This window comes from Streptomyces sp. NPDC032091 (assembly GCF_055580265.1).
Genome location: NZ_JBVILR010000013.1, coordinates 165,612 through 184,768, shown reverse-complemented (window position 1 = coordinate 184,768; position 19,157 = coordinate 165,612). Strand labels below are relative to the sequence as shown.

The 19,157-nt window shown below is 72.1% G+C and carries 18 protein-coding genes and 2 pseudogenes; 11 read left to right on the top strand and 9 right to left on the bottom strand.

Annotation, left to right across the window (positions count from 1 at the left end; all coding sequences use genetic code 11):
- Nucleotides 1–38: 38 nt before the first annotated feature.
- Entirely contained in the window at nucleotides 39–899 is an 861-nt protein-coding gene (locus ACZ5NJ_RS21940; RefSeq protein WP_468766771.1) for a hypothetical protein, read from the bottom strand.
- A 270-nt stretch (nucleotides 900–1,169) separates the two neighbouring features.
- Between ACZ5NJ_RS21940 and ACZ5NJ_RS21935 the strand changes: the two genes are divergently transcribed.
- A complete protein-coding gene (locus tag ACZ5NJ_RS21935; protein WP_468766770.1) occupies nucleotides 1,170–1,307 on the top strand; it encodes a hypothetical protein in 138 nt (45 codons plus the stop codon).
- A 97-nt stretch (nucleotides 1,308–1,404) separates the two neighbouring features.
- On the top strand, nucleotides 1,405–2,895 hold the full coding sequence (locus tag ACZ5NJ_RS21930; protein ID WP_468766769.1) for a hypothetical protein: 1,491 nt from the start codon (nucleotides 1,405–1,407) through the stop codon (nucleotides 2,893–2,895).
- A gap of 15 nt (nucleotides 2,896–2,910) precedes the next feature.
- On the opposite strand, the gene ACZ5NJ_RS21925 is transcribed toward ACZ5NJ_RS21930, so the two are convergent.
- The gene (locus ACZ5NJ_RS21925; RefSeq protein WP_468766768.1) at nucleotides 2,911–3,807 is read right to left on the bottom strand and encodes a PhzF family phenazine biosynthesis isomerase; all 897 of its coding nucleotides are present in this window, start codon (nucleotides 3,805–3,807) and stop codon (nucleotides 2,911–2,913) included.
- Nucleotides 3,808–3,901: 94 nt separating this feature from the next.
- Between ACZ5NJ_RS21925 and ACZ5NJ_RS21920 the strand changes: the two genes are divergently transcribed.
- Nucleotides 3,902–4,810 carry a LysR family transcriptional regulator gene (locus ACZ5NJ_RS21920; protein WP_468766767.1) on the top strand — a complete coding sequence of 303 codons (909 nt, stop codon included), beginning with the start codon at nucleotides 3,902–3,904 and terminating at the stop codon, nucleotides 4,808–4,810.
- 39 nt (nucleotides 4,811–4,849) lie between these two features.
- On the opposite strand, the gene ACZ5NJ_RS21915 is transcribed toward ACZ5NJ_RS21920, so the two are convergent.
- Complete coding sequence (locus ACZ5NJ_RS21915; protein ID WP_468766766.1) at nucleotides 4,850–5,023, bottom strand: GNAT family N-acetyltransferase; 174 nt, start codon at nucleotides 5,021–5,023, stop codon at nucleotides 4,850–4,852.
- 301 nt (nucleotides 5,024–5,324) lie between these two features.
- On the opposite strand from ACZ5NJ_RS21915, the gene ACZ5NJ_RS21910 reads away from it, so the two are divergent.
- Complete coding sequence (locus tag ACZ5NJ_RS21910) at nucleotides 5,325–5,945, top strand: DedA family protein (protein ID WP_468766765.1); 621 nt, start codon at nucleotides 5,325–5,327, stop codon at nucleotides 5,943–5,945.
- Between the two features lie 18 nt (nucleotides 5,946–5,963).
- On the opposite strand, the gene ACZ5NJ_RS21905 is transcribed toward ACZ5NJ_RS21910, so the two are convergent.
- Complete coding sequence (locus ACZ5NJ_RS21905; protein WP_468766764.1) at nucleotides 5,964–7,169, bottom strand: MFS transporter; 1,206 nt, start codon at nucleotides 7,167–7,169, stop codon at nucleotides 5,964–5,966.
- 49 nt (nucleotides 7,170–7,218) lie between these two features.
- Between ACZ5NJ_RS21905 and ACZ5NJ_RS21900 the strand changes: the two are divergent.
- The 3 genes and pseudogenes from ACZ5NJ_RS21900 to ACZ5NJ_RS21890 all read left to right on the top strand — a co-directional run.
- Nucleotides 7,219–7,440 (top strand): annotated as a pseudogene (locus ACZ5NJ_RS21900) (low molecular weight phosphatase family protein); the annotation flags it as partial.
- Nucleotides 7,437–8,021: a GNAT family N-acetyltransferase gene (locus ACZ5NJ_RS21895; protein WP_468766763.1), complete on the top strand. Its 585-nt coding sequence runs from the start codon at nucleotides 7,437–7,439 to the stop codon at nucleotides 8,019–8,021. The pseudogene ACZ5NJ_RS21900 and the gene ACZ5NJ_RS21895, both read left to right, overlap by 4 nt.
- Before the next feature lie 39 nt (nucleotides 8,022–8,060).
- Entirely contained in the window at nucleotides 8,061–8,666 is a 606-nt protein-coding gene (locus ACZ5NJ_RS21890; protein WP_468766762.1) for a cadmium resistance transporter, read from the top strand.
- 403 nt (nucleotides 8,667–9,069) lie between these two features.
- Here the strand turns inward: ACZ5NJ_RS21890 and ACZ5NJ_RS21885 are convergent, their stop codons facing one another.
- A complete protein-coding gene (locus tag ACZ5NJ_RS21885; RefSeq protein ID WP_468766761.1) occupies nucleotides 9,070–9,318 on the bottom strand; it encodes a hypothetical protein in 249 nt (82 codons plus the stop codon).
- A gap of 618 nt (nucleotides 9,319–9,936) precedes the next feature.
- On the opposite strand from ACZ5NJ_RS21885, the gene ACZ5NJ_RS21880 reads away from it, so the two are divergent.
- Both ACZ5NJ_RS21880 and ACZ5NJ_RS21875 read left to right on the top strand, forming a co-directional pair.
- Nucleotides 9,937–10,617, top strand: a complete 681-nt coding sequence (locus ACZ5NJ_RS21880; protein ID WP_468766760.1) for a DUF1963 domain-containing protein — start codon at nucleotides 9,937–9,939, stop codon at nucleotides 10,615–10,617.
- Nucleotides 10,618–11,470: 853 nt separating this feature from the next.
- On the top strand, nucleotides 11,471–12,223 hold the full coding sequence (locus ACZ5NJ_RS21875; protein WP_468766759.1) for an ASCH domain-containing protein: 753 nt from the start codon (nucleotides 11,471–11,473) through the stop codon (nucleotides 12,221–12,223).
- A gap of 55 nt (nucleotides 12,224–12,278) precedes the next feature.
- Here ACZ5NJ_RS21875 and ACZ5NJ_RS21870 read toward each other — a convergent pair.
- The 4 genes and pseudogenes from ACZ5NJ_RS21870 to ACZ5NJ_RS21855 form a co-directional block, all read right to left on the bottom strand.
- Nucleotides 12,279–12,728 (bottom strand): annotated as a pseudogene (locus ACZ5NJ_RS21870) (DUF2199 domain-containing protein); the annotation flags it as partial.
- Nucleotides 12,729–12,784: 56 nt separating this feature from the next.
- Nucleotides 12,785–14,044, bottom strand: a complete 1,260-nt coding sequence (locus ACZ5NJ_RS21865) for an MFS transporter (RefSeq protein ID WP_468766758.1) — start codon at nucleotides 14,042–14,044, stop codon at nucleotides 12,785–12,787.
- 274 nt (nucleotides 14,045–14,318) lie between these two features.
- The gene (locus ACZ5NJ_RS21860; RefSeq protein WP_468766757.1) at nucleotides 14,319–14,609 is read right to left on the bottom strand and encodes a hypothetical protein; all 291 of its coding nucleotides are present in this window, start codon (nucleotides 14,607–14,609) and stop codon (nucleotides 14,319–14,321) included.
- Nucleotides 14,610–14,874: 265 nt separating this feature from the next.
- The gene (locus ACZ5NJ_RS21855) at nucleotides 14,875–17,031 is read right to left on the bottom strand and encodes a HEAT repeat domain-containing protein (RefSeq protein ID WP_468766756.1); all 2,157 of its coding nucleotides are present in this window, start codon (nucleotides 17,029–17,031) and stop codon (nucleotides 14,875–14,877) included.
- 130 nt (nucleotides 17,032–17,161) lie between these two features.
- Here ACZ5NJ_RS21855 and ACZ5NJ_RS21850 point away from each other — a divergent pair, with 130 nt between their 5' ends.
- Together ACZ5NJ_RS21850 and ACZ5NJ_RS21845 are read left to right on the top strand one after the other, a co-directional pair.
- The gene (locus ACZ5NJ_RS21850) at nucleotides 17,162–17,935 is read left to right on the top strand and encodes a polysaccharide deacetylase family protein (protein ID WP_468766755.1); all 774 of its coding nucleotides are present in this window, start codon (nucleotides 17,162–17,164) and stop codon (nucleotides 17,933–17,935) included.
- A 214-nt stretch (nucleotides 17,936–18,149) separates the two neighbouring features.
- Complete coding sequence (locus ACZ5NJ_RS21845) at nucleotides 18,150–19,019, top strand: MBL fold metallo-hydrolase (RefSeq protein ID WP_468766754.1); 870 nt, start codon at nucleotides 18,150–18,152, stop codon at nucleotides 19,017–19,019.
- Nucleotides 19,020–19,157 lie beyond the last annotated feature (138 nt).

Below are 19,157 nucleotides of genomic sequence, written 5' to 3'. Positions count from 1 at the left end.
CGTCCCACCACCACAAGGGTGGGTGCCGCAACGGCCTGTCAATCGGAGTCCGGCAGGGGCTGGTGCAACCACGCCTGCAGGGTGCCGTTCTTCACAGGGAGGGTGATTTCACGGAACGCCTCCACAGGGATGCCGTGGTGGTTCTGGCGCACGGTGGCCCAGTAGACGGAGTCCGATACGCACAGCGCATAGTCGTCCTCGCCTTCGCGCATGGCTGCCCGCATCGCCTCCGCATCGAGCAGTCGGCAAGCCTCGTTGAGCGCAGCCCCGACCCAGCCGTCCTGTGCGTCCACGCTCACGCTGCCCGTGGTCAGGACCAGCCGCGGGCGAAGTCGGACCGAGGTCGCGGCAAGCCGGTTGACCGTACGCAGTTCGGCAGGAACCACTCCGAGGATGGCGCGCAGGAGATCGGCCATGGGGACAGCGGCATCGATCAGCTCGATGGCCCCGTCACCCCGGTCCGCTTGCCGCCGCGCCGCCGCGCCAATGCCAGCAGCCTCCGCAACACGGTCAAGGAGGCCGAAGAGCATCCGGCGCATGTACGCCTGCTCGACATCGTCTCGACGGCTGAAGCGCTCAAGGTCGGCGAGCAGGATGCTTCGCGGTGTGAGCCTTCCGACCGGCACATGAGAGGTCGCCACGGTCTGGGGCATCGTCGGCGGCACCGCCGGGGGCACGTGGTCCACCTGCGGCGCGGAGTCCGCTTCTGCTGCCCCGTCCCACAGCAGGTGGAACCGCTTCACCTCGGCTGCCGCAACGGCTCCCGGAGTCCGGCCGGCGAGTTCGACCACCAGCAGGTGGACAAGCCCCCATGTCGGCAGCCGGGGCTTGGTGAAGGCGTCGTGGATCCGGCTCGAGCTGACCACGCCGGTGCCCAGCGCACGGGCCAGGTCCCGCACCGAAGGCCATCCCGCCCGTCGGTGAGCCAGGTGCAGCTCATCGCTCAGCCTCTTGCGAGGCCCGGGCGGGAACGTGGGAGCCGTGAGCCGGGCCATGCGTGATCCCCCGCAGAGTGTCCAGAAGCGTCCAACTACGTCCGACGGGCAACGTACCGCGTCCGAACTCGTAAATCCGCGCCTTGAGTTGTCTGCGGGCGTCAGAGCACGTCAGGACGCCTGCGGGCAGCCCGACCGTGGAGGAGGTCTATCGGAATCACACCAGGAGACACCATGATCGACACGGCACTGACCCTCGTCGTCCAGGGCCTGCTCACCGAGCTCCCCGCCAGCCTGATCACGGCGGCGTGCACCGCGCTCGCCGTGTGGGCAGTACGCAAATGGGGCGCAGCAGCCCAGCGGGACAAGTGACCCGCGGATCCCCCTGCGAGGTGAGAGCGCAGCGCGTCTGCCACGGCAGAATTCCCAGGTGGATGGGGTGGAGCGGGGTGGGGCTAGGGTGCCGCTCATGGTGAACATATCGCTGCTGCCCGGCCGGCTCCTGAGCGGAGGTGAGCGGCTGTTGCACTGCAAGGGTGTGGCCGCGGCGGTGGGGGCCGGGCGGGCTGAGGACTGGGTCCGGCTCGACGCGGACGTCTTCCTGGGGACTCTGGGCCGGGTGGCCGGGTGGAACTTCTCCTCCCGGCTCCGGGTGGGGTTCCACTGGTTCGATGAACGTGAGGTCTCGGACTGGGACACCGCCCCGTACTGGGGTGTGGAGGGGCCGTCCTGGGCGGGTGTGCCGACCGAGTCCGAGCTCGCGCTGTGTCTGTGTCACGCCGACCCGCGGGTCCGGGCTGCCGCGCTGGCCGCCGGCGGTCCGGCCGCGCCGCCGGCGCTGGTCCTGCTGCGTTGTGCGGACAACGACGAGCGCGTGCGGGGGCAGGCCCGCGAGCTCTTCACCGAGGCCCTCGCCTCAGCCGGTGACGACTGCGTGCGTTCTCTCGTCGTCCTGGCGCTCCGCGTCGGCGTCCGAAGGCATGGGAACTGGGCGCGAGAGGCGGTACTCGCGCGGACGGGCGGCGTTCGGGAGGCGGACGTTCGGGAGTTGCTGGCCTGTCGGGGGTGGCGGGGGGCCGACGCCAGGGTGGCGGGGATACGGGCCGGTGTGGCCGCCGGGCTGCTGGACGCGGACGCCCTGTACCGGATCGCGCTGACGGCCGACCAGGCGCACCGGGACCGCTTCGAGGCGATCCGCGCCGCGGTCGCGGCGGGACGGGACACTGCGGCGCGGAAACGGTTCCTCGACTTCCTCGCCGCGTGCGAAACGTCCGAGGTACGAACCCGGGCCCTCCGGTACGCGTTCGCCGCCCGGCTGCCGACCGCCGGCGACCTGGCCGCTCTCGCCGCCGGGCATCGCGACCGCAAGCTCCGGCGGCTCGCCGCCACGATGGTCCTGGAGCTTCCGGATGCGGATGCGGTCCTGGACCGGCTGCTCGCCGCGTCCGACGGCGTGGTCCGCGGCGCCGCCGTGCAACGGCTGGCAGCCGGCTCGGCCGCCGAGCGCCTCGTGCCGTACCTCACCGATCCCTCCCCCTGGGTACGTGGCCTTGCCGGCCGTGGACTGCGCGCCGTCGGCGGTGATCCGCACGCCCGCTACCGGGCCTGGTGCGCCGACCCCGAGGCGGTGACGCCGGCTGCGGTGAGCGGCCTGGCCGAGTACCGGAACCCACGGGACGAGCCGCTGCTGCTGACGCTGGCCCGGCACGCCGACGGTGCCGTACGCGGCCGGGCCCTCGGCGGACTGCGCCGCCTGGGTGTCCTCGACGACTCCGCGCTGGCCCGGTACGCCGCCGATCCCGACCCGCGTGTCGTGGCGGTCGTGCTGCGGGGCCTGCGCGACGATCCGACGCTCTTGCGCACGGCGCTCAGCTATCGACGACCCGATCCCGCCACCCATGGGTCCTCCGGCGCCGCGTTGCCGCCGGACCGCACCGCCCGGGAGCCGCGCCGGCCCTGACCCCGGTGCCACCGGCTACACGGCTTCCGCCTCGCCGGTGCGTGCGCTCGTGGCCGCGATCGCCACGGCCTGTCCGCTCACCCGTACGCGCGGGTCCGTGGTGGATGCCTCGACCCGGAGCAGGCTGAGCCGGCCGAGGTCCTCGCCCTGGCGGATGGTGAAGGCGCCCGAGGGCGGGAGGGCGCCGAGGGTGCGCAGGTAGCCGCCGAAGGCGGCGGCCGCGGCTCCGGTGGCCGGGTCCTCGACGACACCGCCGATCGGGAAGGGATCGCGGGCGTGGAAGAGGTCCCCCGTCTCACACCAGACCAGCTGGAGCGTGGTCCAACCGTGACGGTGCATCACCTCGGCCAGAGCGTCGAAGTCGTAGTCGAGGGCGGCGAGACGCTCGCGGGTGGCCACGGCCAGGACCAGGTGCTCGTTTCCGCCGAAGGCCACGTGCGGGGGGAGTGCGGGGTCGAGGTCTTCGGGAGCCCAGTGCAGGGCGGCGAGGGAGGCGTTCAGCTCCTCGTCGGCCGCCGGCCGGGAGCGGGTGGGGACGCTGGTGAGCGTCGCCGTCACGGAGCCTTCGGGCTCGGCGGAGGTGTCCATGGCGATTTCGCCCACCGGCGTGTCGAAGACGAGCGGGCCGGGGCCGAGCCGCTCGGCCAGGGCCACCGCGGTGGCGACGGTCGCATGGCCGCAGAAGGCGACCTCGGCGAGCGGGCTGAAATAGCGCAGCCGGAACCGGCGCGCCGCGTGGTCGGCGGCCGTGACGAAAGCGGTCTCCGAGTAGCCGACTTCGGCGGCGATGGCGAGCATGGCGGCGTCGTCCAGTGTGGCCGCGTCGAGCACGACGCCGGCCGGATTGCCACCGGCAGGGTCGGTGGTGAAGGCGGTGTAGCGCAGGATTTCGGGGTGCGTCTTCGGGTTCATGCCTCCACTGTCACACTGCGCAGACATCGCCACAAACAATGGATATTGATGTGAGTCATCGGTGTATCCGATGGTGAGGGCTATCGTCTACAGCATGGACACCAGACTCCTGCGCACCTTCACCACCGTTGCCCGGACCGGGAACCTGACCGCCGCCGCGGAACGCCTGCACCTCGTCCAGTCCACCGTGACCGCCCAGGTGCAGGCGCTGGAGAAGGAGCTCGGCGTGTGCCTGTTCGACCGGCTGCCGCGCGGGGTGGTGCTCACCGGCGCCGGACGCGAGGTACTGGGGCAGGCCGAGGCGGTGTTGGAGGCCGAGTCCCGGCTGCGGGCGGTCGCCGCCTCGGCCGGTGGCACGGGCGGTCGGGTGACCGGGCGTGTGGTGCTGGCGGCCGGCGAGACGCTGGTGTCGGCCCGGCTGCCGGGAGTCATCGCCGCGCTCCGGCGCAGCCACCCCGGGATCGAAGTGGACATGCGCACGATGGGGACGTCGACCGCCGTCGCCGCGCTGCGCACCGGCGAGCTGGACCTGGCCCTGCTACTGGAGGACGAGGCCCCGTTCCCCGACATCGAATGCACGCCGCTGGCCCGCGAACCGCTGGTCCTCGTCTGCTCGCCCGAGCATCCCGCCGCCCGCCGAGCCCCTGATTCGCCCACCGACTGGGCGGAGCTGGCCCGCGAGGACTACTTCCTGCACGAGCAGGGCTGCTCGTACAGCGACCGCTTCCTTGAGCGGCTGCTCACCGCGGCCCAGGGCACGCGGCCCCGCATCACGCGCTTCGGCAGTCTGGAGGTCGCCAGGTCCTGCGTCGCGGCGGGCCTCGGCCTCAGCCTGCTGGCCCGCGCCAATGTCGCGGACGCGCTCACAGCGGGCCGCCTGGCACAGGTGCCCGGCCCGCAGTTCCCCGACGTCACCGTCCAACTGGCCCGCCATCGCCGACGCTGGCTCTCCCCCGCTGCCGCCGCCTTCACCAGGGAACTGCCGCACCACTTCCCCCACTGAACGACGTCGCCCCGCCGGCCGGCGATCCCAGCCCCGCACTCAAGGCCGGAGCACTTCGTCCTCTCCCTCCGCCAGCACGTGCCTGCCGTGGCCCCAGGGGGTGTCGTTTCCACCGACGAGGGTGGCGATGCGCTCCTCACCGCCCAGCAGCCGCTGCCCCAGCCCCGTACCCCGGTACTCCGGATCGACAGCAAGCTGCCAGAACGAACCCACACCCGCTGGAGCGGGATCTCCCTCAGGCACCGGGTACGGGAGCAGCCACCATCACCGACCCCACCAGTTCGGCACCCCGGACGGCGAGCCAGCCGTCCCCGCCGCATGCTGGGTACTTCCTGGTCAGCGCCCCTGTCGCTTCCCCCAGGCCCGCTCACTGGCCGTGCCCCTTGCATGGTGGCCGCCGTCTCCCATAGCGATACCGCATGCGCCGAGAACACCGGGCACGGGAGCGCCGTCATCCTCGCCCTGCCCCTGCTGGGCGGCGCACCGGGTCTGGGGTGCGGCGTACAGTGCAGGTATGGCGCCGCCCCTGCCTGGCCCGCTGGCCCACCTCGCCCCCCTGCTCGGCCATTACGGGTACTGGGCCGTTGGCGCCGTGGTTTTCGTGGAGGACTTCGGCGTTCCCGCCCCGGGCGAGACGATTCTGATCGCCGCGGGGGTCTACGCCGGGGCCGGCCAGCTGAACATCGTGGCCGTCGCCGTGATCGCTTTCGTCGCGGCCGTCGCCGGGGACAACGTCGGCTACCTGATCGGCCGCTCCGGTGGACGAGCCTTCGTCCACCGATGGGGCCGCTACGTCTTCCTCACTCCCGAGCGCTTTCACAAGGCGGAGCAGTTCTTCACCCGCCACGGCGGCGCAATCGTCACCGTGGCCCGGTTCATCGAGGGGCTGCGCCAGGCCAACGGCATCATCGCCGGGACCAGCGGCATGCCCTGGCGCCGCTTCCTCGCCTTCAACACGCTCGGCGCCGCACTGTGGGTGGGCCTGTGGGCGACGCTGGCCTATGTGGCGGGCACCCACATCACCACCCTCTACGACGAGATCACCCGCTACCAGCTCTACGCATTCATCGCGCTCGGCGTCGTGGCCGCGGCGCTCGTCGCCCGGCGTCTGCTGCGGCGCCGACACCGGAACTGATGAGGCATGTGCGGCCGTTCAGTGGGGCGTCTGCGTCTGCGCGACGGACGACGCCGGGCGCCGGTGCAGGAACGCCGCCACCGCGAGGAACCCGGTCAGCGCGGCGAGCGCCCCGAAGCCATGGGTGAGCGTGGTGATGGAGGCGATGGTGGCGACGAACAGCGGGCCGCCCGCGTCGCCGAGTTCACGACCGAGTTCGGCGGAGCCCATCGTCTGCCCGAGGCGTTCGACGGGGGTGCTCGCGGCCAGCGCGGCGAAGCCGAGCGGGGTGATCAGCCCGGTGCCGGCGCCGATCAGCACCGCCGCGAGGAGGATGCCGGTCAGCCCCGGCAGCATCGCGCAGGCCAGACCCGCGGCGGTGAGCGACAGCCCCGAAGCCAGGCCGGTCCGGGTGGTGAGGCGGCCGTCGTCCAGAGCGCGTCCGGCCCGCGGCTGGACGACGGCCGCACAGCCGGCGAGCACCGAGACTGCCGCCCCGGTCGCCACGGTACCCAGCCCGGCGGCGCGACCCGAGACCGGCAGGAACCCGACGCCGACCGACAGCGCCGCGGTGGCCGCGGCGAGCGCGGTCGTCGGGGCGAGGAAGGCGGGATCGGCCAGCCGGCGGGCCAGGTCGAGGACGGTCTGCCGGGTCCTGGGCAGCGGCGGTACGACGGGCACGGCGAGCACGGCCCAGACGGCGACCGCCGCGCCGAGCACCGCGAGGACGGTGAACAGCAGGCGCAGGCCGCCGGCCCACACCAGGACGCCGCCGAGCAGGGGGCCGAAGGTGTAGCCAAGGGACTTGTGGAAGCCGTAGCTACCGAAGGCGCGCCCGTGCTTGGCCGCCGGGTTCAGGCGGGCGACCAGTGCGGAGGCGGACGGGGAGAAGGCGGAGGCCGCGGCGCCCTGTCCCAGGCGGGCGGCCCACAGCCAGCCGGGGCTGCCGGCCATCGCGTACAGGGCGGAGGCGGCGGTGAAGGCGACGAGGCCGCCGACGAGGACGGGCTTGGCGCCGATGCGGTCGGCGAGGCTGCCGAAGACCGGCTTCAGGAGGACTTCGGCACCGTCGTAGAGGGCGAGCAGTCCGCCGAGAACGAGGAGGGAGGTGACGGCGTCGTCGGAGAGGCCGCCGAGGCTGGCGGCGATGCCGTGGGCGCCGAACGCGGTGGTGAACCCGGCGGCGTACAGCGGCCACATCCTGGCCGCGGGAGCCGCCTGCGGGGCGGGGGCCGTGACGGTCATCGGTGACCTCCCTCGTGGAGGACGGCGAAGACGCGCCCAGCCTAGCCCGACCCCCAGGGTCCTCACCGCCGAAGCGGTGCGGGCGTCCGACGTGGTGATCACCATGGGGTGCGGCGACGCCTGCCCGTACTTCCCCGGCAAGCGGTACCTGGACTGGCAGCTGGAGGATCCGGCCGGGCAGGGCGTCACCGCAGTGCGGCCGATCCGCGACGAGATCGAGCGGCGCATCCGAGACCTGCTCGCAGAACTCGGCGTCGAGCCCGCGGCGTGACGGCCACCGACGCCGGCGTGCGCATCGCGCCCATGGGGACGGAGCACGCCGAGCAGGTCCTGGCGATCTATCAGCACGGCATCGAGGAGGGGAACGCCACCTTCGAGACCAGCGCCCCCACCTGGGAGGCGTTCGACAGCGCCAAGCTGCCCGCCCACCGCCTGGTCGCCCTCGACGGCAGCCGGGTTCTGGGGTGGGCCGCCCTGGTGGCGGCCTCCGACCAGCGCGCGTACGTCGGCGTGGTCGAGCACTCCGTCTACGTTCACCCCGACGCCCGCGGACGCGGCGTCGGCCTCGCGTTGCTGACCGCCCTGCTCGCCACCACCGACGCGGCTGGCATCTGGACGGTGCAGTCCGGCAGCTTCCCGGAGAACACCGCCAGCCTCGTCCTCCACCCGCGCGCCGGGTTCCGCGTCATCGGCACCCGCGAACGCATCGGCCGCCACCACGCCTCATGGCGCGACGTGGTCCTCGTCGAACGCCGCAGCCCCGGGGTGATTGAGCGTCGGCGGCGTCGTGCGGCGGGGAGGGCGGGCATCGGACTCCGGCCCCGCGGCCGCCGCCGGATGAGTCCCCGGTAGCGTCACCGGGACACCCGCACCGAAGGAGAGCACCTGCTCGTGGACCTGGGCATCATCGGGCAGGCGGCCGGCCTGTTCGCCGTCACCAACATCGACGACCTCCTGATCCTGGCGCTGTTCTGCGCCCAGGGCGCCGGCCACCCGGGAGCCACCCGCCGGATCGTGCTGGGCCAGTACCTGGGCTTCGCCGCGATCCTCGCCGTCGCGGTGGCCGCCGCGTTCGGCGCCACCTTCCTGCCCGAGTCCGCCATCCCCTACCTCGGCCTGCTGCCGCTCGCCCTGGGCCTCAAGGCCGCCTGGCAGGCGTGGAAGGACCACCGCGAGGGGGACGGGGACGAGGCGGAGGAACTGACCAGGGCGGGCGGGCCGGCCCCACTGGAGGTAGCCGCGGTCACCTTCGCCAACGGCGGCGACAACATCGGCGTCTACGTGCCAGTCTTCGCCACCGCCGGAATCGGCGGGATGAGCGTGTACGCGGCGGTGTTCCTCTTGCTCGTGGCCGTGTGGTGCTTCGCCGGCAGGTTCTTCGCCATCCGACCCGTCATCGCCAGGGCCCTCGCCCGCTGGGGTCACATCCTGCTCCCCCTGGTCCTGATCACCATCGGCCTGCTCATCCTCATCGGAGGCGGGGCCTTCGGTCTCTGACCGGCGCCTCGTCACCCCGGACCGCTGTCTCACCCGCCCTGGATCCATACGGCGCAGCGCCGGTCGCCGGTCGCCACGGCGCGTCGCGGATGAGGCCTGCGTTCGCGCGCATCGACGATGAGGACGGCGGGGGGACCTGGCCCGGCTCGACGGCATCGGGCGCCAGGCGGCTCCGCTCCCGGGGAACCGTCGCACTCGACCTTCATCGTCCACCGCTCTCGACCGGTCTTTGGGCACGCCGAACGAAAGGGAATCGTTACGCTACGAAGTCGACCGCATAACTGGTGCCGCCGGGGACGGACCCAGGTGTTCGTCCCAACAGAAGGTTTGCTTCGGGGTGTTCGAAATCGGTCCGTACATCCTGTACCGGCCGGCCGAGATGATCATGCGCCTGCGTCAGGTGTCATTCCCTGCCGAAGGTCCACCCGTTGACCGCACAGGCCATCCGGGACGGTAGCTCACCGGATTGTGCTTTACGTACCCCGCAGCGGTGGGTAAAGGTGAGCCTATGAAGATCCGGCGGTCGACCTGGAGTCGTTTCCTCAGACATCCCGGCGGCCAATTCGCAGCCGCCCTTGTGTTGATTCTTGCCCTTTTCGTACTGGTTGGCCTCGGAGTGAGGTTCGTTCTTCAAGCACTCTTCGGTGGTCACTGGATGGTCTTCTGAGCGAGGGTTCTGGCGACATGCGTGGGCGTGCCGCCATTGTTTCCTAGTACCCAGCTCGCTGGGGTGAAGTGGGCCGCGGCTGGGTGCGAGGCCTTCCATGAAGTCCCCCGGTCCATTCTGGGCAAACGTGACGGGGGTGATGTAGCGATGCCCGTCGCAGACGGCGTGACCTGCAAATTTTTTACTGCAGGCTGGGGCGACCATATTCGCGTCCCCCATGGCCGCGGCCGCCGCTGTGGCCGAGCACCGATAGGTGGACGGGACCGACAACTCAAGCGCTCTGTTCCACCTGGCAGGATTCCGTCCATGACTGATCATCCGAGGAGGCCTGACGCACGCGACGCGGCCGTGAGGCGACGGACCCCTGCGCGCCCAGTGGACGTGGTGGGTCTCGTGCCCGGCCTCGCCGACTGGGCACGCGACACGGTTCGCCTACACCCGAGGTCGGGCAGGCCATCGAGCACTCAGAGTTCTGTGGGCGGCCCGCTGCTTTGGCCGGCCGACGAGGCCTGGCCGACCGGCGATGTTCGGCGGCCCCACGGCCGGGGCGCCGTCGTTCCAGGTCCAGGGGGCGCCTGTACACGCGCACATCAGGACCTCGGTATGGGCATGCCCAGCACCCCTCACGTGCCGTTGGTCCCGGTCGTGCAGGCCTTCCGCTCGCACCTGCCCCCCGGAGTCACACCCTTCCCGGCCGGCCGGGACGTCCTTCAGGTGCTTTGGTGCCCGTTCAACCACGAGTTCCCTGCATCCCCCTGGCCGGTGGTGTTCTGGCGTGATTCCGTCACTGTGCGGGCCGTGCTTCCGGCTCCACCCGCCGACCCGGCTGCAGATGACTGGCACGTTCCAAGGCCTTGCGTGGTCCACCCGGAGCAGGTGACGGAATACCCGCACTGGGATCTGCCGGAACACCTGGCCGCGGCATGGGAAGAGGACTTCAACCGGCTGGAGGAAGCGGCCCCGCTCCTGTCCTTCGCGTCGCACCTTGCCGAAGCCCCGGGCACCAAACTCGGCGGGTATCCGTCCTGGTTCACGGGATCGGCATGGCCTGACTGCGACGGGTGTGACAACCGAATGGATCACCTGCTCACCGTGGCCAGCTGGGAATACGACGGGGCGTCGTCGCGAACCTGGCTTCCCTTGGAGGACCGCGGTGAGGACGGGAGCCGAGGCACCCCGGTCGACCCCACCGGCCTGGACGTGGGCAGCGTGGGATCGGTATACATCTTCGAATGCCGACTCTGCCCAGGCCGCCCCTTCACCCACTGGTACGACTCTGACTGACCGGGGCAGAGACGCAACTCGAATGCACAGCACCGGATACCGCGCGTCGTGCGCCATCGCTGCCCGGTAGGACGGCGCAGTACAGGGGTCGTTTTCGTCGACGACCGCGTTGCTGATCGTCGCGTCATGCGCATCCGAGAGGAACTCCGTGAGCCCCTCTGCGGACAACGTGGCGAGGACCGCATCGATATCCGGTCTCGGGCGCCGCGCACCGGGTCGAGGTTCTCCGGTGTGAGGCGGGACCAGCGTGTGGCGTTGCGTACGTGGGCCTCCTCCAGGAGTGCCGACCGTCGAGAGGCCAACGTCGTGCACCGGCGCGCCCAGAAGCCCTCGTCGGCGACCTCCGTCACGTCGGGTTCCTCGAACTCGGCGGCGTAGGGTCAGGCCGTCACCGGCTTCGAAAACAGGCCGAGTTCTCGTGTGCGGGCCGCCGCGTCGGGGAGGGCAGGTCGCTGGCCGCGTACACATACCGGTCCTACCCCACGAGAACAGTGGTGACGTCCCCGACTTCCAGTCGGCGCCAGGCACCCTGATCGCGGAGTATGGCCCGCACCAGCTCCAGAGCCACCGGAAGGGGCACCTCCGCCCCGCCGTGGCAGCCGGTCCGGTCTGATCCTGCGCCGACTCCGATCACTTGGGAGCAACCCAGGTCTTACCGGCAGAGCCGCAGCCCCGCCGGCTTCAGCCCTGGTGACGGGACCGCCACAGGGGTCCGGTCAGCGGAGCCGAAATGCCGTGGAGGGCTCCCTGTGTGGCGTGGAATGCTTTTCGGCGACTGCTGACTGAAGAGAAGGCCGCAAACATGTATGTACCGTCCTCTGCACGAGCTCTCGATGAGGACGAGCGTGAGCTCGTGGAGCTGGCACGCCGCACCATAGACGCGCATACAGACGCCGGGCCCGACGAGGACGGCATCCACACGATGGGCGCCGCGGTCATGGCCGCGGACTACCGGATGTTCGCCGGCGTGAACCTCTACCACTTCACCGGCGGCCCCTGCGCCGAACTCGTCGCTCTGGGAGCCGCGCGAGCCCAGGGCGCCCGCCAGATGCGGTGCATCGTTGCCGTGGGAAACCACGGGCGAGGGGTCATCGGCCCGTGCGGCCGAGACCGGCAGGTCTTCGTGGACTACTACCCCACCATGCGCGTCATCGTGCCCACGCCCGCGGGGCTCCGGTCCGTTCTCGCTGCCGACCTGATGCCACTGACTCAGCGGTGGACCCCGGAAGGCATGAACGGTCTCGACCCATCGCTCTACCAGGACCCCGAGACGGCCGGCCCCCCGATCATCCGGTTCCATCCCCGCTACCTCGAAGCCGTCCGCTCGGGCGCCAAGACCAGGACCACCCGCTTCCGGGACCCGGCCCAGCTCGGGCCAGTACGGCTGGTGTTCGAGAGCGACCCCGAAGTCGTCCTTCCGGCATACGTGACCGACATCAGGCACTGCCTGGTCAGCGACCTCACCAATGAAGACGCCCAAGCCGAGGGGCTGACGACCGCAACCGAACTCCGGGAAGGCCTCAGGGGCCACTACCGGGATCTGGCCGGGAGCGACGAGGTCGACGTCATCACCTTCCGGGTCGACGACAGGACGGGCGCCGTTTGAACCGCCGGGGCACCAGCGAAGACCCCACTCGTCGGGTCGGCCGTCGCTGCTGCTTGTCCGCGGTGGAGTGGAGCACAGCAGCTGCAATCTCCCGCACGCGGTCCAGGGTGATTCCCGTGCGCTGTTCGACGGCGAGGGGGTGGTCGGTGGGTTCGAGCTCGACGAAGGGGCGCTCACCGAGCGGACGCGTGTGCACGTGCGTCTTGAGGTTGAGGGTGTTCGGGTAGACCGGCAGGTCGGTGGTGAGCCAGCCGAAGTACGGCTTCTCAGCCTCCCGGCCGGGGTTGTTCCACAGGTCGGCAGCCCGGAAGAAGCTTTCGCGGCTGAGCGAGACCCAGACGCCCCAGGAGAACACCTCGTCAGCGCCGATGACCGGTATCTCGATCAGGCCCTTGACAAAATAGTGCTCTCCGCGGACGACGCACTGGTCCGCGGACAGCAGGCAGTCATCGGCGTCGGCGAAGGCCGGGTCCCATACGGCCGGAGCCTCGGACGTGTAGCTCATCGGCAGCTCAGGGTGGTGGGCTCCGCAGCACAGGCAGGTGAAGCCGAAATCGCTGGTCATGTGCCGGAGCCTAGTGCTCCCTGGTCCTTCGGGGTGTGGTGGTTGATGCGGTGGACCTCGGGGACGCAGAGGTTGAGGATGGCCGCGGCGGCGATCAGGGCTGCGCAGGCCAGGAGGGCCGTGCGGGTGTTCCAGAGGTGGGCGGCCAGGGCGGTGATGAGGTAGCCGAGGGGGATGGCCAGGCGTTCGCCGACGCCGTTGAAGGCGCTCATGCGGCCCTGTTCCGGCTGTGGGACGTGCTGCTGGAACGCGGTGTTCCAGGCGACGATCGCCACGTCCAGGCCGATCCCCGCCAACACGGCCGCCGCCAGGACGACGGGCAGGGGCAGGGCGGCCGCCAGGGCGGCCAGGGGGAGCGCGAGGGCGCCGGACGTGGCGACCGCGACGGTCAGGAGGCGGTACGGCTTCCAGCGCAGACAGACCAGGGTGCCGGCCAGCAGACCGCAGGAGAACGCCGCCTGCACCAGCCCCCAGTCGCGCGCCCCGGCGTACTCGCGGGCGGCGACGAGGGGGCCGAGGAGCTGGAAGCCGGCCAGCCACGCCGCGACGAGGACCGCGCCGGCGGCCGTGTACGTCCACAGCCAGGTACGGGACCGGAAGCCGTCCCAGCCCGCCCGCAGGTCGGCCAGGACACCCGTGCGCGGGGTGGGCGGGGTCTCCAGGGAAAGGGTGAGGAGCAGGACGGCGGCGATGGCGAAGGTGAGGGCGTCCCAGGCCAGGGCCCAGGCCGCGTCGCTCGCGGCGACGACGAGACCGCCGACGACCGGCCCCAGCACCTTGACCGCATTGCCGGGGAGCCTGAGCAGTGCGTTGGCCTGTGGGAGGTGCTCCTCGGGGACGATCTGTGCCACGGCGCCCTGCATGGCCGGGACGATGAACGAGGCCGCGGTGCCCGAGACCAGACCGCAGGCGGCCATGGACAGCGTCGTCGCGTGGCCCGTGGCCACGGTCACGGCGAGGGCTCCCTGCGCGGCAGCGGCGAGGAGGTTGCCGAGGAAGAGGATCCGGCTCCGGGACAGCCGGTCGGCGAAGACGCCGCCCATGAGGAGGAATCCGATGGTGGGGAGGGTGTTGGTGGCGAGGACAAGGCCGAGGGAGCCGGCGCCACCGCCCTGCTCGATGACGGAGTAGGCCAGGGCGAGGGGCGCCATGGCGGAGCCGGCCGCCGAAATGAGGTTGGCCGATACAAACCGCCGGAAAGCCGGATTCCGCCAAGGCGTGCGGGTGGCCTCCGGTGGTGCGGCGGCGGTCTGCATGGTCCCCCTCGGGCTCGGTGCGGCGAGCACCCTAATGCCCGGGAGATGGCGACGGCCAGGGGTTTACGCTCGGGCGCGCAGAGCCGGGCGCGGGCAGAGCTGAAGACGCCTACGCCGAGCGTCGAGGGCCCCACACCGGACGGGGCCTACGAGCCGGCCGTCTGCCACTTCGGGCCCGGGGCACGGGCGTTCACGAAGGTCCAGGCGAGGTCGTCGGCGCGACGGCCGCCTCGCCGGCGACGAGGAGCTCGGGTGCTGTCGACGTCCAAGGTCATCAGTGTTCTCGGATCCTCGACCACCACCAGCCGCCCACCGTGCAGGCGTTCGCCAGCCAAGGGTTCGGCAGGGTGCGGCGCTCGAACTCGTCGTCGATACGCGACATCAGGCGGCCGAGATCTCGACGGGCGCCGCGCGGGAGGTGACGCATGACCTCTTCCAGATCATCGCGGGCGTACTCGATCTCCAGGCCGGGCTGCCAGACCGGGGGTGCGTTCAGGTAGCGGCCGGGTTGCGCGAACGCCGACGCGAAACGAGCCAGCGCGTCGGCCACCGTGCCGGGCCACATGCGCTCGTCTTCGACGCGCCGGACAGCCGCACGGGTCCTCGCGGAAACGCCCCTGATCTTCTGGACTTCTACGTGTCTACGAGGCCGCCACTGCTCGGCGCGGACGGCCTTCGGGCGCCTACGCGGCATCGCCCTTTCTGATCAACATGCCGTCATCCTGCCATGGGAGCGGCCGGCTCCGCACGTCGTAGTGAGTGTGCGTTCGGGGTGCTCCAGATTCTCATCCGCGCTCACGCGATCGACGTGAGGTGGCCGCTGGTGGCCGTCAGGGGGGCGTGCAGGCGGTCAGGAGTGCGCGGGCGCGGATCCGGAGGGCTTCGTCCTGGTGGATGATGCGGTCTTCGGTTCCCGAGCGGATGACCCGGGCGTCGCCGTCGGCGAGCTCGGCGAGTCGGCGGACGTGGTCGGGGGTCAAGGCGTCGGGGCCGAGTGCTTCCAGGGCGTCGCAGGCTCCCCTCGGGTCGGCGTCCGATTCGGCCGATCGCAAGGCGGCCTCGGCGAGCAAGGGACGGTCCGGCGTGGCGGGTTCGGACACGGCCGTGAGGGCCAGTACCGCGGCCGGTGCCTGGGTCGGATCGTCGAGGGCGGCTTCCAGGCGGGTGGCGAGGGGCCGTCCCGCGGGGCCGAGGAGGGCCGTCGCGCGGGCGGCCCGCACCACCGACCACCGGCACCAGGGGTTCCGTTCGGCGCGTGCGAAGACCGAGTCCAGGACGGCGACCGCCCCGTCCGCGTCCCCCGTGACACGCCACCATGCCTCGGCGAGGGCCGTGTCCGTATCCAGCCCGGGCGTGGTGTCGGCCCTCGTGCCGCTCAGCGCCTCGCGGAGGGCGGGCGCCAGCGCCGCTGCCCGGGGGCCGAGCGCGGCAGCCATCTTGACCGCCTCCCCGAGCTGGTCGGCGCCGCGCCGGAGGTCCTGTTCGAGGTGGTGCAGCAGGGGCGCGATCTCGCCGTCGAGGTCGTACAGGGCCTTCGCCACGGGGAGGCCGCCCCGCTCGGCCGTCACCGCCCGCAGCGAGGCGGCGGCCCGGGCGCGGTCCGCCGGGGCGCCCTCGGCGGCGACGCGGGCGATGGCTCGGGCGGCCGGACCGGGGAAGTACGGGAGGGCCGCGCACAGCTCGGGCAACGCCGGCGCCGCCTCGGCGCCCCACCCCGCCAGCAGGTTCGCCAGTTGCCGGGGTTCGTTGCTGCTCAGGGCCTCGGGCCGGGCGAGGCGTTGGCGGACCGCGTCGAGGAGTTCACCGTCGTACGGGAAGGCGGATTCCTCCGCGCTGCGGAACCCGCCAGCGGCGGCGAGGGCCCGTGGGCGCCGCCCGAGAGCGGCGGCCAGGAGCGGGGCCGCCTGTGCGGGCGCGACGCGTACGAGCGCGTCCAGGGCGCGGTCCGCAGGGGCGTCGTCCTGGTCCGGGTTCCGTCGGGCGAGGGCGGCGAGGAGGTCCGCGGTGGGTGCCGCGACGCTGCCCAGGCGACCCAGGAGGGACGACATGGCGATCACCGACTCCTCGTCGACGGCCGCCGCCCGCAGGTTCCACACCAGGCGCCGCGGGGCGCTGCGGGAGAGCATGCAGGCGCGGTCGGCCGCCCAGAGGCCTTCGGCCCGCACGTCGGGCCGACCGTCGTGCAGGGCCGCGTCGATCAGTGCGAACGCCACCTTGCGGTCGTTGCGGCCGCCCCGGCCCAGGAGCGCCTCGGTGACGGCGGTCAGTGGCTCGCCGCGATCGAGGTCGAGATCGGAGCGCAGGGGGTCGGCCGGCAGAAGGGACAGCATCGTCTTGTGCAGGGGCTCGGTCCACGGGGCGCCGGCGTCGAGGGAGGCGAAGACGGCGGCCATGCGCACCCGGGCCGGCTGGGACGGGTCCAGGACGGCGGCGGCCGCCGCCGCTGCGCCCTGCGGGTCGAGCCGGGCGATCCCGGCCAGGACCTCCGCCCGTACGGCGGGTTCGGCTTCCTGGTCCCAGCGGACGCGGAGCGGGGGGAGCGCGAGCTCGGTCGCGCGGGTGTGGGACACCGCCCAGGCCGCGGTCCGGCGGACCTCCGGCTCCGGGGAGGCCAAGAGGGGAAGGAGCGAAGGGAGCCGGCCGGCGACGGCCGCCCGGACCGCGCCCGGTGCCACGCCGTACTCGTCCTCGCTCTCGGCCAGGCCGCCGAGCAGCGTCAGGACGTCTGCCGTGTGGTGGCCGGCCGCCGCGACTTCGGCCAGGAACGGCACCGTCTCCGCGCTGGCGGCGTAGACCGTCCCCTGGTGCAGAACGCGTTCGTACAGCTCGGACAGTGCTTCCTCCGCCGCGTCGACGTCGGTGCCGGTCAGAGCCCGCAGGAGGTCGGGAACGTCCGCCGCACTGCCGTGGGCGTGGGAGAGGGAGGACCAGGGACGGGCGTCCAGGCCGTCGAGCGTGTGTACGTCGAGCGTGTGTACGGGGTGCATGCCGATATCGTGCCAGCGATCTCTGATCACCCGGCTGCGCGGCGCCGCTGAGCGGGGCTGCCTGGCGGGGTGCTCGCACACTCGTGGGAGCGTCGCGTGGGGCGGCGTGGTGATCGAGGGAGTGGCCGCGGTGGATGTGGGACGACGTGCCGCGCTGGCGGCGTTGTTGGCTGCGGGGCTGGCGCCCGGCCCGAGTGCGGTGGCCGCGCCGGCCGGCCGGGGGCGGGAGGCCGGGGTTGTGGCGGGGCCCCGGCCGCCGGCTTCGCTGCTCGGGCAGGAGATCCGGCGGTTGCCGACGTCGCGCAAGGTGGTGGCGCTCACCTTCAACGCCGCGTGGGACGACAGTGGGGTCGCCACCGTGCTGGCCGAGCTGGGCCGGCGGAAAGTGCCCGCCACCTTCTTTCCCACGGGGATGTACGCCGAGGCCTGTCCGGCGGCCGTGCGGGCGATGGCCGAGGCCGGGCACGGGTTGGGCAACCACTCCTACAGCCACCCGTACTTCGACGACCTGAGCACGCCGGAGCGGGTGCGGGAGGTCCGCGCGGCCGACGCCGCGATCCGGACCGCCTCCGGGGTCGAGCCCCTGCCGTTCTTCCGGTTCCCCTACAGCTCCACGACGCAGGACGCGGTCGAGGACGTCAACGAGCTGGGCTACGCGGCGATCGAGTTCACCAACGACACGAACGGTTACCTGGGGCCGGCCGGCGGCATGACCGTGGACCGGGTGGTCCGCAGGGCGGTGGGCTCGCTGGGGCCCGGGGCGGTCCTCCAGATGCATGTCGGAAGCAGCGAAGGTGATGGGGTGGTGCTCGACGCCCAGGCCCTGCCACGGATCATCGACGCGGCGGTGGAGGGGGGTTACTCGGTCGTGGACTTGCGGGAGTTCCTCGCGGCGTCAACGTGACCGGGTGGCGTCCGCCACACCGGACAGGGTCCGAGCGCCTACCGGAGCGCGTTCCGCCGGCGTCGCACCGGTCCCGTGTGCGGGCGGAAGAGAGCGCGTCGGGGCCGGAAGTGCAAGATCGGCGGGGCCTACCGCTTCCGGACGCGGGTGGGGTATCCAGGAAGGGCGGTCCGGATCGGACCTGCTCCCCCCTCCCTTGGAACGGAGACCTGCCGTGGACGGCTGGTACGTGGATGACCGTTGCACCAACTGCGATGTGGCACGACAGCTCGCGCCCGAGCTGATCGGCGAGGTGGACGGCGCGTCGCAGGTCCTGCGCCCGCCGCGCGACGAGGCGGAGACGCGGCGCTTACACGCGGCCGTCTTCGCCTGCCCCACCCGCTCGATCCGCCACACCTCCCAGCGGCCCGATCAGCGGCTCGACCCCTTCCCCATGGAGCTGGACAGCGGCGTACTGCTCTGCGGGCACAACTCGCGGCAGACGGCCGGGGCCAACGCCTATCTGCTCCGGCGGCCGTCGGGGACGGCCATGATGATCGACACGCCGCGCTGGAGTCCGGTGCTCGCCGAGCGCTACGCGGCCTCGGGTCGAGTGACCGATGTGCTGCTCACCCATCGTGATCACGCCGCACACGGCCGACGCTACGCGGACCACTTCGGCGCCCGGCTGTGGATCCACGAGGGCGATCTGGACGCGGCACCCGACGCCGACCGGGTGATGCGTGGGGTCGAGCCGGTGGAGGTGGGTGAAGGGGTCACCGCACATCCGCTGCCTGGCCACACGCGCGGGAGTGTGCTCTACCTCGCCGACGGCCGGTACTGCTTCAGCGGGGACAGCTTCTACTGGTCGCGCGGGACCGGTGATCTGGAGGTCGCGGACAGCGTCACCTGGTACTCCATCGAGGAGTTGGCCGCCTCGCTGGCCAGGACGGCCGGCCGGATCCGGTTCGAATGGGTGCTCCCCGGCCACGGCGACCGGCGCCGGCTGCCCGCCGACGAGATGTCCCGGCGGTTGGGCGCGCTGGCGGAACGCACCCGGCTGTTGCGGCCCCGGCCGGTGGACTTCAGCGCCGTCCGCTGGTGAGACAGGGGCTCCGCTGACCTGTGGCGGCGGCCGGAGGGAGGGGCCGGGGGCCGGGGGCGGCAAATCCTGGCTTTCGGGGAAGACGCGCCGGAATGCTCGTACGCTGCGGGCGTGGGGGTCGGTCGCGGAAGGGGGATC

Excerpts from the sequence above, each read along its gene's own strand:
- ACZ5NJ_RS21935 (WP_468766770.1), top strand. The coding sequence starts at position 1,170 with ATGATCGACACGGCACTGACCCTCGTCGTCCAGGGCCTGCTCACCGAG.
- ACZ5NJ_RS21930 (WP_468766769.1), top strand. The coding sequence starts at position 1,405 with ATGGTGAACATATCGCTGCTGCCCGGCCGGCTCCTGAGCGGAGGTGAG.
- ACZ5NJ_RS21925 (WP_468766768.1), bottom strand. The coding sequence starts at position 3,807 with ATGAACCCGAAGACGCACCCCGAAATCCTGCGCTACACCGCCTTCACC.
- ACZ5NJ_RS21920 (WP_468766767.1), top strand. The coding sequence starts at position 3,902 with ATGGACACCAGACTCCTGCGCACCTTCACCACCGTTGCCCGGACCGGG.
- ACZ5NJ_RS21910 (WP_468766765.1), top strand. The coding sequence starts at position 5,325 with ATGGCGCCGCCCCTGCCTGGCCCGCTGGCCCACCTCGCCCCCCTGCTC.
- ACZ5NJ_RS21905 (WP_468766764.1), bottom strand. The coding sequence starts at position 7,169 with ATGACCGTCACGGCCCCCGCCCCGCAGGCGGCTCCCGCGGCCAGGATG.
- ACZ5NJ_RS21880 (WP_468766760.1), top strand. The coding sequence starts at position 9,937 with ATGGGCATGCCCAGCACCCCTCACGTGCCGTTGGTCCCGGTCGTGCAG.
- ACZ5NJ_RS21865 (WP_468766758.1), bottom strand. The coding sequence starts at position 14,044 with ATGCAGACCGCCGCCGCACCACCGGAGGCCACCCGCACGCCTTGGCGG.
- ACZ5NJ_RS21860 (WP_468766757.1), bottom strand. The coding sequence starts at position 14,609 with ATGTGGCCCGGCACGGTGGCCGACGCGCTGGCTCGTTTCGCGTCGGCG.
- ACZ5NJ_RS21855 (WP_468766756.1), bottom strand. The coding sequence starts at position 17,031 with ATGCACCCCGTACACACGCTCGACGTACACACGCTCGACGGCCTGGAC.